The sequence below is a fragment of the Haloarcula vallismortis ATCC 29715 genome, from assembly GCF_000337775.1.
GTDB classification, from domain to species: Archaea; Halobacteriota; Halobacteria; order Halobacteriales; family Haloarculaceae; genus Haloarcula; species Haloarcula vallismortis.
The window spans coordinates 53,133-68,450 of record NZ_AOLQ01000054.1; the positions used below are offsets into that span (position 1 = coordinate 53,133).

15 protein-coding genes are annotated in these 15,318 nt (G+C 61.4%); 13 read left to right on the forward strand and 2 right to left on the reverse strand.

Annotated elements, in window-relative coordinates; all coding sequences use genetic code 11:
• The first annotated feature begins 74 nt into the window (after positions 1 to 74).
• The 10 genes from C437_RS12535 to C437_RS12580 all read left to right on the forward strand — a co-directional run bounded on the left by C437_RS12535 (position 75) and on the right by C437_RS12580 (position 9,450).
• Positions 75 to 509 carry a pyridoxamine 5'-phosphate oxidase family protein gene (locus C437_RS12535; protein WP_004517332.1) on the forward strand — a complete coding sequence of 145 codons (435 nt, stop codon included), beginning with the start codon at positions 75 to 77 and terminating at the stop codon, positions 507 to 509.
• A 151-nt stretch (positions 510 to 660) separates the two neighbouring features.
• Positions 661 to 939 (forward strand): SHOCT domain-containing protein, encoded by a 279-nt coding sequence (locus C437_RS12540; protein ID WP_074654909.1) that lies wholly within the window; start codon positions 661 to 663, stop codon positions 937 to 939.
• A 133-nt stretch (positions 940 to 1,072) separates the two neighbouring features.
• Complete coding sequence (locus C437_RS12545; protein WP_004517334.1) at positions 1,073 to 1,690, forward strand: class I SAM-dependent methyltransferase; 618 nt, start codon at positions 1,073 to 1,075, stop codon at positions 1,688 to 1,690.
• Between the two features lie 125 nt (positions 1,691 to 1,815).
• Positions 1,816 to 2,085 carry a DUF7571 family protein gene (locus C437_RS12550; RefSeq protein WP_004517335.1) on the forward strand — a complete coding sequence of 90 codons (270 nt, stop codon included), beginning with the start codon at positions 1,816 to 1,818 and terminating at the stop codon, positions 2,083 to 2,085.
• 305 nt (positions 2,086 to 2,390) lie between these two features.
• A complete protein-coding gene (locus C437_RS12555) occupies positions 2,391 to 3,380 on the forward strand; it encodes a DMT family transporter (protein ID WP_004517336.1) in 990 nt (329 codons plus the stop codon).
• Positions 3,381 to 3,431: 51 nt separating this feature from the next.
• Complete coding sequence (locus C437_RS12560; protein ID WP_004517337.1) at positions 3,432 to 4,892, forward strand: carotenoid oxygenase family protein; 1,461 nt, start codon at positions 3,432 to 3,434, stop codon at positions 4,890 to 4,892.
• Positions 4,893 to 5,075: 183 nt separating this feature from the next.
• The gene (locus C437_RS12565) at positions 5,076 to 6,056 is read left to right on the forward strand and encodes an NAD(P)/FAD-dependent oxidoreductase (protein ID WP_004517338.1); all 981 of its coding nucleotides are present in this window, start codon (positions 5,076 to 5,078) and stop codon (positions 6,054 to 6,056) included.
• Entirely contained in the window at positions 6,056 to 7,171 is a 1,116-nt protein-coding gene (locus C437_RS12570; protein WP_004517339.1) for a FecCD family ABC transporter permease, read from the forward strand. Before C437_RS12565 ends, C437_RS12570 begins: the two co-directional genes overlap by 1 nt.
• Positions 7,171 to 8,103 carry an ABC transporter ATP-binding protein gene (locus tag C437_RS12575; RefSeq protein WP_004517340.1) on the forward strand — a complete coding sequence of 311 codons (933 nt, stop codon included), beginning with the start codon at positions 7,171 to 7,173 and terminating at the stop codon, positions 8,101 to 8,103. The genes C437_RS12570 and C437_RS12575 overlap by 1 nt, the downstream gene beginning before the upstream one ends.
• A 135-nt stretch (positions 8,104 to 8,238) precedes the next feature.
• The gene (locus C437_RS12580; protein WP_004517341.1) at positions 8,239 to 9,450 is read left to right on the forward strand and encodes an ABC transporter substrate-binding protein; all 1,212 of its coding nucleotides are present in this window, start codon (positions 8,239 to 8,241) and stop codon (positions 9,448 to 9,450) included.
• A 476-nt stretch (positions 9,451 to 9,926) separates the two neighbouring features.
• On the opposite strand, the gene C437_RS12585 is transcribed toward C437_RS12580, so the two are convergent.
• Entirely contained in the window at positions 9,927 to 10,967 is a 1,041-nt protein-coding gene (locus tag C437_RS12585) for a zinc-dependent alcohol dehydrogenase family protein (RefSeq protein ID WP_004517342.1), read from the reverse strand.
• Between the two features lie 112 nt (positions 10,968 to 11,079).
• On the opposite strand from C437_RS12585, the gene C437_RS12590 reads away from it, so the two are divergent.
• Both C437_RS12590 and C437_RS21285 read left to right on the forward strand, forming a co-directional pair.
• The gene (locus C437_RS12590) at positions 11,080 to 11,658 is read left to right on the forward strand and encodes an NAD(P)/FAD-dependent oxidoreductase (RefSeq protein WP_004517343.1); all 579 of its coding nucleotides are present in this window, start codon (positions 11,080 to 11,082) and stop codon (positions 11,656 to 11,658) included.
• A gap of 25 nt (positions 11,659 to 11,683) precedes the next feature.
• Positions 11,684 to 11,968 carry a hypothetical protein gene (locus tag C437_RS21285; RefSeq protein ID WP_455429075.1) on the forward strand — a complete coding sequence of 95 codons (285 nt, stop codon included), beginning with the start codon at positions 11,684 to 11,686 and terminating at the stop codon, positions 11,966 to 11,968.
• Between the two features lie 143 nt (positions 11,969 to 12,111).
• On the opposite strand, the gene C437_RS12595 is transcribed toward C437_RS21285, so the two are convergent.
• Positions 12,112 to 12,852, reverse strand: coding sequence for a ThuA domain-containing protein (locus C437_RS12595; RefSeq protein WP_049919775.1), 741 nt, complete (start codon positions 12,850 to 12,852; stop codon positions 12,112 to 12,114).
• 672 nt (positions 12,853 to 13,524) lie between these two features.
• Between C437_RS12595 and C437_RS12600 the strand changes: the two genes are divergently transcribed.
• A complete protein-coding gene (locus C437_RS12600) occupies positions 13,525 to 15,303 on the forward strand; it encodes an L-lactate permease (protein ID WP_049919776.1) in 1,779 nt (592 codons plus the stop codon).
• The last annotated feature ends 15 nt before the right edge of the window (positions 15,304 to 15,318 follow it).

The following is a 15,318-nucleotide window of genomic DNA, read 5'->3' on the forward strand; positions in this document are numbered from 1 at the left end:
GTACCTCTCACGTTCCCACTGAATGAAAATGCGGTCTGCTTTCCAAGTAATTACCAGTTAACATTACACTCGGGATGCGAGAATTACGTGACGAAGCAGTCGTCGACGTCCTCACTGACAACGGAATCGGCGTGCTAGCGCTGTCCAGTCCAACAGGGGCAGCCCCGTATCCGGTCCCGGTGGCGTTCGGGTACGACCCGGCGACGGATAGCCTGGCGTTTCACCTCTCAGAGAGCGACGACAGTCAGAAACACCGCTATCTAACGGCTGACGCCACCGTCGGGTTCACGGTGTATGAAGAGACGGAGCCTCAATCCGTGTGGCGGAGTGTTGTGGTTACGGGTGAGCTGGTAGAGGCGACGTACGACGAGGTAGAGCCGGCCCTTGCTTCGCTGGCCAGCAACACACAGTTCGCCCCCAACCCAGTCAGTTGGGACGATACATCGACGACGACGCCGTATGAACTTCGAATTGATGATTGGTACGGACGGGAATTCCGAATCGGGTGAACCGGTGACACGACCCACTGATGCCACTGGTTCCAGAACCCCCTCCAGCGCTTATTCACGGCCGCCTGACCCGTTCTGCGTTCTCAATCTGTGGGAACCAGCGCACGTGATTATGCTGTGAAGTCCGTAGCTATACACAGAGGTGTTCCAGATGCAACCGCTAACAACTGCGCTACTCCAGCACGGACCGATGGGGCCCCACGGTGGGACAACGGGTATGGGCATGGCCCCGGGTGGCTGGTGGCTGCTGCTCGCAGCGGTCCTCGTCGCTGCTGTGGCGATAGGGGTCCTGCTGTACGTACAGTTACAGCGCGAGGCGGCAACTGAGCCGGACTCACTGGAGACGCTGAAACAGCAGTATGCGTCGGGAGAAATCGACGAAACGGAGCTTGAAACACGGGCCGACCGATTGCTCCAGTACGAGCCGTAGGCCACGACACTGGCAGCGCCGTGTCCGGCAGGGGACGGCCTGTAGAACCGTGAACTGTGACTCCCCGACTGCGCCCACGGCCGTTTGACACGCATTTCGTGGTACATTTATTCTGCAACACTGTAGGGCGGGTATGGACCCGGACGACGTTCGCGACGACTGGGCCTCCCGCTCCGGGAAGTTCTCGCCGGCGTACTACGCTGAAATCGGACCGAACGAAGTGAGTGAGACGCTGGGCAACGTGCTCGACCACTACGTTCAGGATAACGCCCGGATTATCGAACTGGGATGTGGCTCGGGCCGGCATCTGGCACACCTCAAGAACAACGGCTATGCGAATCTCACCGGTGTCGACATCAACGATGAATCCTTCGACGTGATGGCTGAGCACTACCCTCGGCTCGCGGATTCGGGGACGTTCTACACCGGTGCCCTCGAAGACATTGTCACCGAGTTTGAGGACGACGCCTTCGATGTCGTCTACTCGGTCGAGACGCTCCAGCACATCCATCCCGATGACACATGGGTGTTCGAAGAGATTGCCCGCATCGCCGGCGATCTTCTCGTCATCGCCGAGAACGAGGGTAACAGCCCCGAACGTGGACGCGAGGATACTGCTGTGAGCTACGTCAATGATGAGTTCCCGCTGTATCACCGCAACTGGAAGCAGGTGTTCTCGGAACTCGGGTTCGCACAACTTATTCGGGAACCTACGTCTCGGGACACCATTCGTGTGTTCCGTGCCCTGTAGCCCGCACCTGTCTCTGCCACTGCTGGCCGGTTCTGTCGCCGGATAGTGACCCGCTGGTAACTTCACAATCGATAACCGGGCAGCAACTATTTGTGTCACGGTATCATGCGTCAAGTTGGATCGCTATGCAACTGTGCCAAAACTGTCAGGCGGCTATCGACGAGTACCTCTTGGACAAACAACTCGAACCCCTGCGAGACCTCACAGTCGACGACTTCAATCTCTGTACCGACTGCGTGACAGTCGTCGCGGACGCCTGTGTGGAGTGTGACGGCGCGGTGTATGTTCCTCGGTCCGAAACCGCTGTTCCCGACTGCTGCCCGGCGTGCCGGTCCGAGCACATTGAAGAAACCGGGACCGACCCGGGCTGGCATTTCGACACGGTGTCGACCTGACCTGGGCAATACACTTGGGCGCTACCCCGGAGCAGCCACTCGTAGTTGCCGTCGTGGGCACCCTCCTCGTTTTTGCGTTACTGACAGTGCTCTGAGAGACTGCTCGGTGACCGAATGAGAACTCTGTGTTCTGTCCCCGAGTAGAACAATACGTCTCGGTACAACTGGCTTCGATAGTACTGCGGATACACACTGTCTGTCGAAATTTCTGAACGGCGGATTCGACAGTAGCGGCCGTGTGTGTGCGTCACAGTGGCGATAGAAGCTTCATACTCCTCCAGCACATATAGCTGATCTCTACTGGAATGACACGTTCGACACGACATATTGGCTTGCTGTTTGCTGCGCTCGCACTCATCTGGGGACTTTCCTTTGTGGCGATCAAGACTGGTCTCGAAAGCGTCCCGCCGGTGCTGTTGGCAGCACTCCGACACGATATCGCTGCAGTCGTCCTGCTGGGCTATGCCCTCTGGCGAGGCCGGTCACTGCGCCCACAGACCCGCGATGACTGGTCGCTGATTTTCATCGGCGGCACTGTCCTCATCGGCGCACACTTCGCGCTCCTGTTTCTCGGACAGCAGTACGTCCCGAGTTCCTTCGGCGCAATCCTGCTCAGTCTCACGCCGGTCGTAACGCCGGCGTTCGCATCGACGCTGATCCCGAGCTACAGGGCTCGACCGCACGAACTCATCGGCACTGTCTGTGGGTTCATCGGTGTGGTTATCATCGCGAACCCGACACCGGGCGCGGTCGGCGGCCGGCTGCTCGGCGTCGCCTTGCTCATCAGTTCGGCTGTCGCCTTCGCCATCGGCGCAGTCCTGACCGAGCGCTACACCAGCTCGCTTCCGCTTGTGAGCCTGCAGGCCTGGATGACACTGCTCGGTGCGGGCATCCTGCACGCCGTCAGCGCGGGGCTGCCCTCGGAGCGGTTCGGAACCGTCACAGTCGGGCTCGAACAGCTCGCGGCAATCGCATATCTCGGCATCGTCGCCAGCGCAATCGGGTTCCTCCTCTACTTCCGCCTGATCAGCACGGTCGGGGCCGCTGAAACCAGCCTGGTATCCTACGTGGTCCCGGCAGTGACGGCCATCAGCGGCTGGCTTCTGCTCGGCGAGACGCTCGGCCCGGTGACCGTCACCGGCTTCGCTGTTATTGTCGTCGGCTTCGCGTGGGTGAAAGCCGACGTGCTGCGGTCGGTACGCCGTCGCCGGACGGGCTCGCAGTCGTACCGACCGTACGGGTCACAGGATGACTGCGTCGTCGTCAGCGGGAACGCGTACTCGACCCAGGACTGAGACCCAAATCAGGGGCGTCAGGACTTAGCCGCTGGCACACATTGCAATGGTATGACCTCCCACCCCGGATTTCACTCTCTGTATGACGAGACAGCGGCATCCATCTCCGTGACCGGGACACTTCCCGACTGGCTCCGTGGCAGTCTCATCCGGAACGGGCCCGGCGCGTTTTCGCTCCCAAACGGTAGCAGTGTCGACCACTGGTTCGACGGATTCGCGATGCTGTACCGGTTTACCTTCGACCCTGACAGCGACGCCGTTCACTATCGGAATCGCTTCCTCCGAACGGATGCATACGAGGCGGCGGCGAGTGGCGAGTTCGAGGGCGGCTTTGCGACCGGTGAAACGACGCTTCGCTCCCGGCTGGCGACGTTTCTGACCGACCCCTACGACAACACGAACATCATCGCCGAGCGGTACGGCGGCGAGTACCTCGCCCTGACCGAATCGCCCCGCAAGGTGCGCTTCGACCCGAACACGCTCGAAACGACTGGTCACCTCGAACACGACGACGATGTGCCGACAGGGCAACTCTCCTGTGCCCATCTTAAACGCGACCCGACGAGTGGCGTCCTCGTCAACGTCGACACGGCGTTCGGACGGACCAGCCAGTACCACGTCACTGCTATGTCGCCCGATGGGAGCAGGCGACACATTGGGAGCGTCGACACCGACGAGCCGGCGTATATGCACAGCTTCGCGCTCACACCCCGATACGTCGTCCTGACGGAGTTCCCGCTTCGACTTGACCCCCGACGGTTTCTCAAGCCCGGTCGACAGGCGCCTTTCATCGAGCAGTTCGAGTGGGACCCTGACCGTGGAACCCGAATCATCGTCATGGACCGCACTACAGGAACGGTCGTCGCTGAACCGGTTATCGACGCCGTGTTCGGCTTTCACCACGTCAACGCGTTCGAACGAGCCGGCGGCAGGGAACTCGTGTTCGACCTCGAAACAGTACCCGATGCGACGACTATCGACTCGCTGTATCTGGATGCTCTCCGGGCCGGCGAGATGGGCGCTATCGTCGGCCGAATCGAGCGGTTCACCGTCGACCTCGGGACCGGGAGCGACGTGACTCGCTACGGCGACGTTGACGCGACGGTGTCACGCAAGATGCTGTATCCGGACGGCAGCGCGCTACCGACTGTTTCACCGGCTCGGTGGTGTCGCCCGCACCGCTACGTGTACGCGATGGGGATGGATACCCCCGTTACCGAGTGGGCCCGCCGTGTGCTGAAGCTCGACACGGACACGGGCGCTGTCGAGACGTTCGACGACGGCGGAGAGTACTTCGGCGAGCCGGTGTTTGTTCCTGCACCCGACGGCGGCCCCGAAGATGACGGCGTGGTGTTAGTCGTTGCGCTTGACGCAGACGACGACCGCTCCCAGCTACTCGTCCTCGACGGCCAGACGTTTACGGAGCGCGCCAGAGCGTCGCTCCCCCACGCGGCCCCGTTTGATTTCCACGGTCGATACTTCCCCGAGCTTCGGGTGGTGACCGGCAACTGAGTCCGCGAGCGTCTGGCTCTGGCCACGAGTGCAGAGACTGACACAAACTTCGGTCTGCCTAAAATTCGAAAACGCTTTATCCATTTAGGCTGGCCTAAACAGTATGTTGACAGAATCGACCGACACTTCGGAACCGACACGCCGGTTGTCAGTGGCATCAACACTGGACGGAGCGTCGTGAACATGGCAACAGTGGGGACCCGGTCGGAGACGACGTTCGACCACGATGTCACCATCGTTGGGGGCGGTCCGGCCGGCTGTTCGGCGGGCGTGTTCACGGCCAGAGCGGACCTTGATACGGTCATCTACGACCGCGGCCGCTCGTCTCTCAAGCGCTGTGCCTACCTCGAAAACTACCTCGGCTTTCCGGCTGGCATCGGCATTGAGACGCTGTACGACCGCATTCAGGACCACGCTGAGACCGCCGGCTGTACTATCGTCTCCGATCTGGTCGAATCGCTCGACAGCACTGCGGACGGGGAGGGGTTTGTCGTGGAGACACAGGACGGGGAGACGGCCACGACTCGCCGCGTCATCACGGCGACCCGCTACGACGGCGAGTACATGCGTGGTCTGGACGACGACGCGGCGATGTTTGAGATGCACGAACACGACGGCACGGAGCGCGAAATCTTCGACCGCGGGTATGCTGACGCGGACGGCACGACACCGGTTTCGGGTCTCTACGTTGCGTCTCCGTCCGAAGAAGCGGATATGCAGGCGATCATTGCAGCTGGACGGGGCGCACGAGTCGCGCGCCGGGTCATTGCGGACGCGCGAATCGACGACGGGTGGTGGGAATCTGCCGCCGATGGCGTGGACTGGGTCCGACGGCGGGCTGAACTCGAAGATGAATGGACGACACGAGCCACCTGGGTCGACTATTTCGACGACCGGTACGCCGAGGATGCCCCTGTCGAGCCGGATTCGGCTCGGTTCCGGCGGGTCCGTGATGCGGTCATCGACGAACGGCGGTCGTCGTATATCACGTCTGAGGAGATAGCTACCCGGACTGAGACGGGGCAGGAAACACTGGCGGGCTACCTGGACCCGGAAGCGGTCGTTTCGGGGCTTGATCAGACCGCTGTTCTCGATGCAATGGACGACGAACGGATCCGGGACTACCTCGACGCGAGCGACGGACGCGCGGAGGTGAGCGAGTAATGGCTAGCGAGACGCGTGGAGCTACCGACGCATGGTCGCGAGCTAGATCCTGGCTCGACACCCCCGACGGGTCCCTGCTCGGGCTGTGTGTCGCAAGCGTTGCTGTCGCCTTTGGGGCTGGTCTCCTGCAGGTAAGCTTCGGGGCGTATTCGATGACGATCGTTCAGGCCTGGCAGGCCGTGTTTGACCCGAAAGTGTGGTTCAGTGTTCAGGCTTGGCAGTCGTTTTTCTTTGGGGCCGAGCTCCCCGAACTACCGAAACGGACGCTCATCGTCTGGAACATCCGGATGCCGCGGGTAATCGTTGCGGTGCTTGCCGGGATGTGTCTCGCCGTCTCCGGGGCGATATTCCAGGCCGTGACACGAAACGAACTGGCAAGTCCGTTCGTGCTAGGCGTGAGTTCCGGGGCGGGGCTCACTGTCCTGCTAACCCTCGTTCTGTTCAGTAGCCTTGCCCCGTTCCTTCCGCTGTTTGCCGCGATCGGCGGCTCCATCGCGTTTCTGCTTGTGTACATGATTGCGTGGAAAGGAGGAACGAGTCCGGTCAGACTCGTGCTGGCCGGTGTCATCGTCAACATGGTGTTTACCTCCCTCCAGCGGGGGCTGTTTTTCTTCGCTGACGATCTGGGCGTTGTCCAGTCAGCACTGGCCTGGATTACGGGGTCGCTGACGGGCGTCGGCTGGGAGGAGTTTCGCATCGCTGTCATCCCGACAGCAGCCGCAACGGTACTCGCACTGGTCGGCGCACGGCAGTTGAATCTTCTGCTGCTCGGCGAGGAGACCGCGAGTTCACTCGGGATGAGTGTCGAACGGGTCCGGTTCATGCTGTCTGCGGTCGCCATTCTGGCGGCCAGTACGGCGATCTCCGTTGCGGGAATCATCGGGTTCTTCGGTCTCGTAGTTCCACACATCGTCCGACTTATCGTCGGGAGCGACTACCGCCGGCTCATTATCGGCTGCGTGTTCGTTGGGCCGGCGCTGATGGTCGTTGCGGATGTCGGTGCACGGCTGGCCCTGAACCCCGCACAGGTCCCGGTCGGCGTCGTCACCGGCGTTGTCGGCGGCCCGTACTTCCTCTACCTGATGCGGCGACAGGACCAGATGGGTGAAATCTAATGTCACAGAACAACTCCAACTCAGACGGTATTGCTACGGCAAACGACACCGCTGCTGGGTCCCAGTCCGGTCGCCGGGACCGGCCGCTGGTCGGCGACGATCTGGTGCTTTCGTACTCCAGTGCGGATGAACCGGTCGTCGATGGAGAGTCGATTTCTGCCGAACCGGGGGCTGTGACCGCTCTCGTCGGCCCGAACGGGTCGGGCAAGAGCACGTTACTGAAAGGCCTCGCCAATCAGCTCGAACCCGACGCAGGATCGGTGTTGCTGGACGGGCAAGACATCCAGACGCTGGAGACTAAAGCGGTCGCCCGAAAGCTCGGCCTGCTCTCTCAGGAGAGTACGTCGCCAAACAGCATCTCGGTCGAGGATCTGGTGTATCACGGTCGCTACCCACATCGCGGGTTCTTCGACAACGTCACCGACGAGGACGAGGCGGCCGTCGAACGGGCGATCGACCTGGCCGGTTGTGGACACATCCGTGAGCGTGAGGTCGGCAGCCTCAGCGGCGGCCAGAAACAACTCGCCTGGATCGCGATGGTTCTTGCACAGGACACTGACGTGCTGTTGCTCGATGAGCCGACGACGTTCCTCGACCTCCACCACCAGCTTGAGGTGATGGAGATAATCGAAACCCTCCGTGATGAGAGTGACATTACCATCGTGGTCGTCCTGCACGACATCGAGCAGGCGGCTCGCCTCGCCGACCGGATGGTTGCACTCAAAGACGGCGAGATACAGGCCCGGGGACGACCCGACGATGTCGTCACGGAGCAACTACTCGCGGACGTTTTCGAAATCGAGGCAGAAGTCTCGGCTACGCCACACGGCCCGCGCGTGAACCCGATCCGGGCCCGCCACGACGGTGACGAACACACTGTTGGTGAAGATTCTGCTGATTCGGACCGTGCTGAGGAAGTCGTTGCCGAATAGCGGCGCATAGAACACCTCGCCATCGGAGGTAGCCTGAGGGATTCTTGACACGGACGCTGAAGCCGGCGTTTGATATCGGTTGTTCTGGGTCGGCGAATCGGAACAATTATGTTCTTTTTAGGCCAGCCTAAAATAATGGCTGACGACGCTACGGACACCGAGAGACCGACGCGGAGAGAGTACGTACAGTACGGTGGAACGGTTCTCAGTGCCGTGCTACTTGCGGGATGCACCAGTGACGCCGAGCGGGGGGACGGAGCCACACAAACGGAACCCGGGGCGGAGACGGACACACCCACTGGGGAGGGTTCGTACTCTGTGTCGATGTCGCCGATGGGAGCGGTCACATTTGAATCACCGCCGGAGACGGTCTTCACGCGGCTCACGCACCACGCCGACATGGCGTTCGCTCTGGGCCGCGGAGACACCGTTACCGCAATGCACGCTCCGGACTACTACAGCGGACTGTGGAACCAGTTCGTCGAACGACTACCGGGGGTGTCGCTGGACTGGACCGGGCTGTACTCCTCGTGGAAGCCGAGCAAGGAGAAACTGTACGAACTAGACAGCGATATCCATCTGGCAGATCCGGCGTGGATCGCCGAGCAGGACAACTGGGGTCGGGAGGACTTTGCGGAGATCGCCACCAACGTCTCACCGTGGTTTGGCAACTCGCTGAGCGACCGCCACGCCGAACCCCCATCGGGCTGGGCGGACTACGAGTACTACACCCTCTGGGAGCAGTTCGAACTCGTGGCCGAGGCGTTTCAGGAACAGGCCCGCTACGAGGCGCTGGCGGCGATTCACGACGAGATGCGCGCGACTATCGACGCGAACCTGCCGCCCGAGTCGGAGCGCCCGTCGGCAGTGATGCTCGCCGCGGCCGACCTTGACGAAATCTACGCCTATACGCTTGACAGTCCCGGATTCCTGACCGCCCATACCCGCCCCTTTGGCGCGCGGGACGCCTTCGAGGGGTCGGTCGAGACGAACTCCGTGGTCGACTTCGAGACACTACTTGATGCCGACCCGGATGTAATCTTGCATCTCGGCGGGTTCGAACCGAGTACGAGCCTTCCGGAGCGACGGGACGCGTTCAAATCCGACCCGGTCGGGTCGGAAATCACGGCCGTACAGAACGACCGGATTTACCCACAGGGGGCGAGATATCAGGGCCCGATACTGCATCTCTTCCAGTTGGAGATGACCGCAAAGCAACTGTACCCCGAGCAGTTTGGCGAGTGGCCGACCTACACTGACGGACCGTATCCTGAGATTCCTGCCGAAGAACAGCTGTTCGACCGCCAGCGGGTCGCGGACATCATCAACGGGACGTTCGAGCCATAAGCGACAACGACACGACAACCGAGACACGGACACCCGATCCATACCGCCTAACAAGACGAATGTTCTGATTGGTCCATTAAATATGGATAAATAGGTTTTTATAGGGCTCTCTATTGGCAGTATATATGGAATATAAGGACATAGCGGTTTATTTGTCCAGAAAGAATTTATACTATCGTGTCATCTCCTCTCATATGTTAGTACACGAAGGAAACCCGCACTCGTACACCACCGGCTCCGACCGATACTGCCGTCACTGCAACGACGTTGCGTTAGCTTACGACCCGTCGGCTGACCGCCCTCGCTGTCGGTCGTGCGGAAAGCTAGTGTAGCAGCGCCGCTGGCTTTTAGTTGAACCGCGCTGAACCCCAGCATCGACCGATCCAGCCTGGCCTCTGGGAGTTCTCCAGAACTAGTCGCAGAACGCGTACCGAGCTACATCGTGGGTTGCCTGATTGACAGCCAGTCCAGACCAGCTACAGCTTGACGAGCACTTTGATCGCTTCGCGCTCGTCCATTGCCTGATACCCCTCTGGAACGCCGTCGAGATCGACTGTTTTCGTGAATATCGGTGACGGGTCGAGTGTCCCCTGCAACACGTCGGCCAACAGTTCGTCGGCGTAAGCACGAACCGGCGCGACGCCGCCGTTGAGCGCGATGTTGTCGCCAAACAGCGAGAACACGTCCAGTCCGGAGTCGTCGACGCCATGCGGGACACCGACGTAGCCGACGGTCCCGCCCGGCCGACAGACGTCGATAGCGGTCTCCATCGCCGAGGCCGCACCGACACATTCCAGGACGTGGTTCGCACCGCCGTTGGTCAGATCGTTTGCCGCATCCACGGCGTCCTGACCACGGGCCGCGATGGTCTCGGTCGCGCCGAACGACTCAGCGAGTTCAAGCCGGTCCTCGTGGTGGCCCATCGCGATAATCCGCTCCGCTCCGAGACGGCGGGCCGCGAGTACGCCACACAGTCCGACAGCGCCGTCGCCGACGACGATACAGGTGTCTCCCTCGCTGACGCCGGCGCTGACCGCCGCGTGGTGACCGGTCCCCATCACGTCCGTCAGCGGGAGAATCGCCTCCAGCGTGTCCTCGTCGTCGGCGTGACGGTCGGGAACGCGGACGAGCGTCCCGTCGGCTTCCGTCGCTCTGACGTACTCGCCCTGGCCGCCGCCGTTGTCGCCGCCCCACGAGTCGCCGTTGACACAGGACGTGTGCAGTCCTTTCCGGCAGAACTCACACCGGCCACAGCTGATGACGAACGGGGCGAACACTCGGTCGCCGGGCTCGACTGAGCGCACGTCGTCGCCGACTTCCTCGACGATACCCATCGGTTCGTGGCCGACACGGGACCCCTCTTCGCGGTCGCTCTGACCACGATAGAACCACAGGTCGGAGCCACAGACAGCGGTGTGGGTCACGCGTACAATTGCGTCGGTTGACGATTCGATTTCCGGTCGGGGGACCTCTTCGACGGTGATCTCACCGGGGCCGCGGTAGATGGCTGCGCGCATAGATTTACTTCGAATCGATTGTGGAAAACCGTTCTCATGCCGTCCGTCACATTTGCTCGGCTGTTTTATCGGATGAAAACAATTACCAGTGGTGGGACACAATTACAGGAACATGACAGACGTTCTCGTCGTCGGCGGCGGCCCCGCCGGCCTGAGTGCGGCGCTGTTCGCCCAGAAAAACGGCCTGGAAACGACAGTCTTCGACACTGACGGGACCTGGATGCACAAAGCGCACCTGTTCAATTACCTCGGGGTGGGCTCCCAGGATGGGTCCGCGTTCATGGAGACTGCTCGTACACAAGTCGACAGCTTCGGCGTCGACCGAAAGCAGGGCACCGAAGTGACCGACGTGGGGCAAACCGACGGTGGATTCGAGGTTACGACCGAGGACGGCACGCACGAAGCAACATATCTCGTCCTCGCGACGGGGGCGAACCGTGATCTCGCTGCATCCCTGGGCTGTGACATGACTGACGAGGAGGTCGTCGACGTGGACGTGACGATGGAGACGAGTGTCGACGACGCCTACGCGACGGGGGGTATGGTCAGAGCCGAGGAGTGGCAGGCGGTCATCTCCGCCGGCGACGGCGCGGCCGCGGCGCTGAACATCCTCACGAAGGAGAAAGGAGAGCACTTCCACGACTTCGATACGCCCGCCGACGCGGACGAGATGTTCGGCCCCGAACCGTAGCTTCGAAGCGAGCCCGAACGGGCCTATCTCACCACTAACCGCTGAGCGCTGCTGTTTTGAGACGCGAGAATATCAGGGACTCGACCGCCGATCCGCGAGCAAGGCGGGATATACGTATCACGCACGAGCAGGCCGGTGTGGTGCCGTGCCCGCTGTCGTCACCGACTCTATTGGCGACGGCGTCGTCTTCGAGTCGGAACGCACCGGGGCGCGTATCGATGGCGAGTGCTGTCGCCGGTCGAGCTGTCGCTTGGTCCGCTGTTTGACCGTCTCGAATCACCACCTCGGACAGACGGAACGTTCGATGTAGACCACTTCGGAAGCGCTGAACGATGGTGAGAAAGCACACAGCCGTCCCGGAGTGACTACATCGAGTCAATCGCTGTGCGTATTCAATGTAATAGGATGTAAACACGCTTCTATTACATACGATTCAACTGTACTGCACTGAAATCAGTGGACCGACCGCTCATCACTTTCGTCGATGTCTTCGATAGGGTCGGCGTTGCCAAACGACGGTTCCGGACCGTCTCCGGCCGCAGCCCACTCGCAGGCGTTCGCGAGGACCTGCTGGATCTCCTCGTTGTGGTAGATGGGGTACGTCTCGTGGCCCGGCCGGAAGTAGAATATTCGGCCCGCCCCACGGCGGTAGCAACATCCTGACCGGAACACTTCGCCGCCCTCGAACCAGGAGTTGAACACGAGCGTGTCCGGCGCGGGGATGTCGAAGCGCTCGCCGTACATCTCGGTCTCCGGGAGTTCGATGTACTCGTCGACGCCGTCGGCGATGGGGTGGCCGGGTTCGACGACCCACAACCGCTCTGTTTCGGCGGCTTCGCGCCATTTCAGACTGCAGGTCGTCCCCATCAGTTCGCGGAATATCTTCGAGTAGTGACCCGAGTGGAGAACGATGAGGCCCATGCCGTCGAGGACCCGCTCTTTCACCCGGTCGACCACCGCGTCCTCGACTTGGTCGTGTGCTGCGTGCCCCCACCAGGTCAGAACGTCCGTCTCTGCCAGTACATCCTCAGTGAGGCCGTGCTCGGGTTCCTGGAGCGTCGCGGTTTCCGCGTCGAATCCGCGCTCCTCCAGAGCCGAGGCGATAGCGCCGTGAATTCCCCCGGGATACAGGTCTGCGACCGCCTCGTGTTCCTGCTCGTGGACGTTCTCGTTCCAGACTGTGACACGCGTCATACTCGTGGTTTCCACTTCCGCCGTAACGGCGTTCGCCAAGCGGCAATTTGTACGGTAGGAGAACACGACACGGTCTCGGATTCGCGGCTGTTCGTTGAGGACCTTCTACAGCACCTTTTTTGACCTCAGGTATCGCGTCGTGTAGTTCTGCGTTGCCTGCCCGATTCCCGCTGGCGCGCGCCAGCGCCGCTCGACGGTGGCTATGACAGCCGTGACGGTGAAGGCCAATACGACCCGAATTTCGGCCCCATCCACAGGACCCCGAAATTCGCTCTGAAAGCGTCAAATGCAGACGACTGTATAGCGTTTCAGCAGGAGTACAGTCGAGTGAAATTGCCGGGTAAAGGACTGCTATACCGGATACACACGACTGTATCCCATCCCGTTGGTTCGTACAAAATAATCCCTGATTTTCGTTGTGTCAACGCTTCTCGCTCCTGTTCTGCCGAAATTCTGGGCAGACTATAATGTAAACAGTAGATAGGTATAAATACTCCCTGCCAAACGACGTGACTGATGCATCCCATCAAAAACCACTGTATCGGATGGTTTCGAGCGATAGAGCTACGTACCGAGGTGGTTCCGAAATGAGAGTACAACATCGTATCCCGGAGTGGACTGTCGGTGAGAGTGCGACCTGTCTGGACGAACGTATCTTTGGGGTGAGTCTCAATGTCTGAGCACACACTGGTGCTGATGGCGCTGCTGCCGCTGGCGACGATTGCGGTGTTGATGGTCGGGCTGTACCAGCCTGCGACACGGACAATGCCTATCGCGTGGGCGGTGGCGGCTATCGCCGCCTTCGTCGGCTGGCAGATGTCGCCCCGGCTCATCGCCGCCGCGTCGATACGCGGCGCGCTGACAGCGACCAGAATCCTCGTCATCGTCTTCGGGGCGATACTCCTGCTATACACGCTGAAACAGTCCGGCGCGTTCGAGGTCATCAATGCCGGGTTCTCCTCGATTAGCGACGACCGGCGCGTGCAGGTCATCCTGCTCGTGTTCCTCATGGGGTCGTTCATCGAGGGCGCAGCCGGCTTCGGGACGCCCGCGGCGATTGTCGGTCCGCTGCTGGTCGGCCTGGGCTTCCCGCCGCTGGCCGCTGTGGTCGTCGCGCTCACGGGGAACATTCTGGCAATCACATTCGGAGCGGTCGGCACGCCGCTGATCATCGGACTCCGTGACGTGGTGTTCGCGGAGGGGACCGGGGCGTCACAGCAGGTGCTCCAGCAGGGTGGCTTCGAGAGTGTCGGCGCATACGTCGCCCAGATCGGCGTGTGGGCGGCGGTCATCCACGCCATCGTTGGCATCGCTATCCCGTTCATCGGTGTGGCGATGATGACCCGCTTCTTCGGCGAGGAGCGGTCTCTCAAGCCGGCGCTCGAAGTCCTGCCGCTGTGCCTGTTCGCATGGGCCTCCTTTGCGATTCCGTACGTCGCCACCGCGTACTTCCTCGGCCCGACGTTCCCTGGCCTGCTGGGGGCGATGGTCGGCCTGCTCGTGGTCACGACCACGCTTCGTGCCGGCTACTTCCTCCCGGACAACGAGTGGGACTTCGGCCCACAGGACCAGTGGCCGGACCACTGGATCGGTAGCATCGAGCCCGGAGAGGGCGTCGGCACCACGTCGGGCGGGAGCCGAGAGGGGACTGTTGCGGCCGACGGCGGGACGGCGTCGTTCGAGGAATCCCACTCGCAGGATATGTCGCTGGGCATGGCCTGGCTGCCGTACCTCCTCGTCGCCGCGTTGCTCGTCGTGACTCGCGTTGTTTCTCCGGTTCAGGAGTTCCTGGCGACAAACGGCGTTCTCATGTGGAACAACATCCTCGGGACGCCGTTCTCGGAAGGCGTCGAGATGCTCTATCTCCCCGGGAGTCTCTTCGTTCTCGTGGCCGTCATCACCTACGCGCTTCACGGGATGGACACTGACGGAATCAAAGCTTCGTGGAGCGAGGCGCTTCGAAACATCGCACCGGCCGTCGTCGCGCTGTGGTTCGCTGTCGCTACGGTCATGATCATGCAACGGACCGGCAGTGCCGTCGTGCTGGAGACCGCGCCGATCAACTCCGGGATGCTCGGCCTGCTGTCTGAGATCACGGCCGATGGGACCGGCCAGATGTTCCCGTTCTTCTCGGGCTTCATTGGTGCGTTCGGTGCGTTCATTGCCGGCTCGAACACGGTCAGCGACATCCTGTTCGGGCTGTTCCAGTTCCAGGCAGCCCAGCAGATCGGTGCGCCGACCCAGATTATCGTCGCCGCACAGGCGGTCGGTGGCGCAATCGGCAACCTCATCGCGATTCACAACGTCGTGGCCGCCCTCACAGTGGTCGGCCTCATCGGCGAGGAGGGACGCGTCATCCGTCTCGAACTGATACCGGTGCTGTACTACGGCGTGTTCACGGGCATACTGACGCTCATCCTGGCGTACGTCGTGGCACCGGCTGCGTTCTAACTCGACCTACCTTCC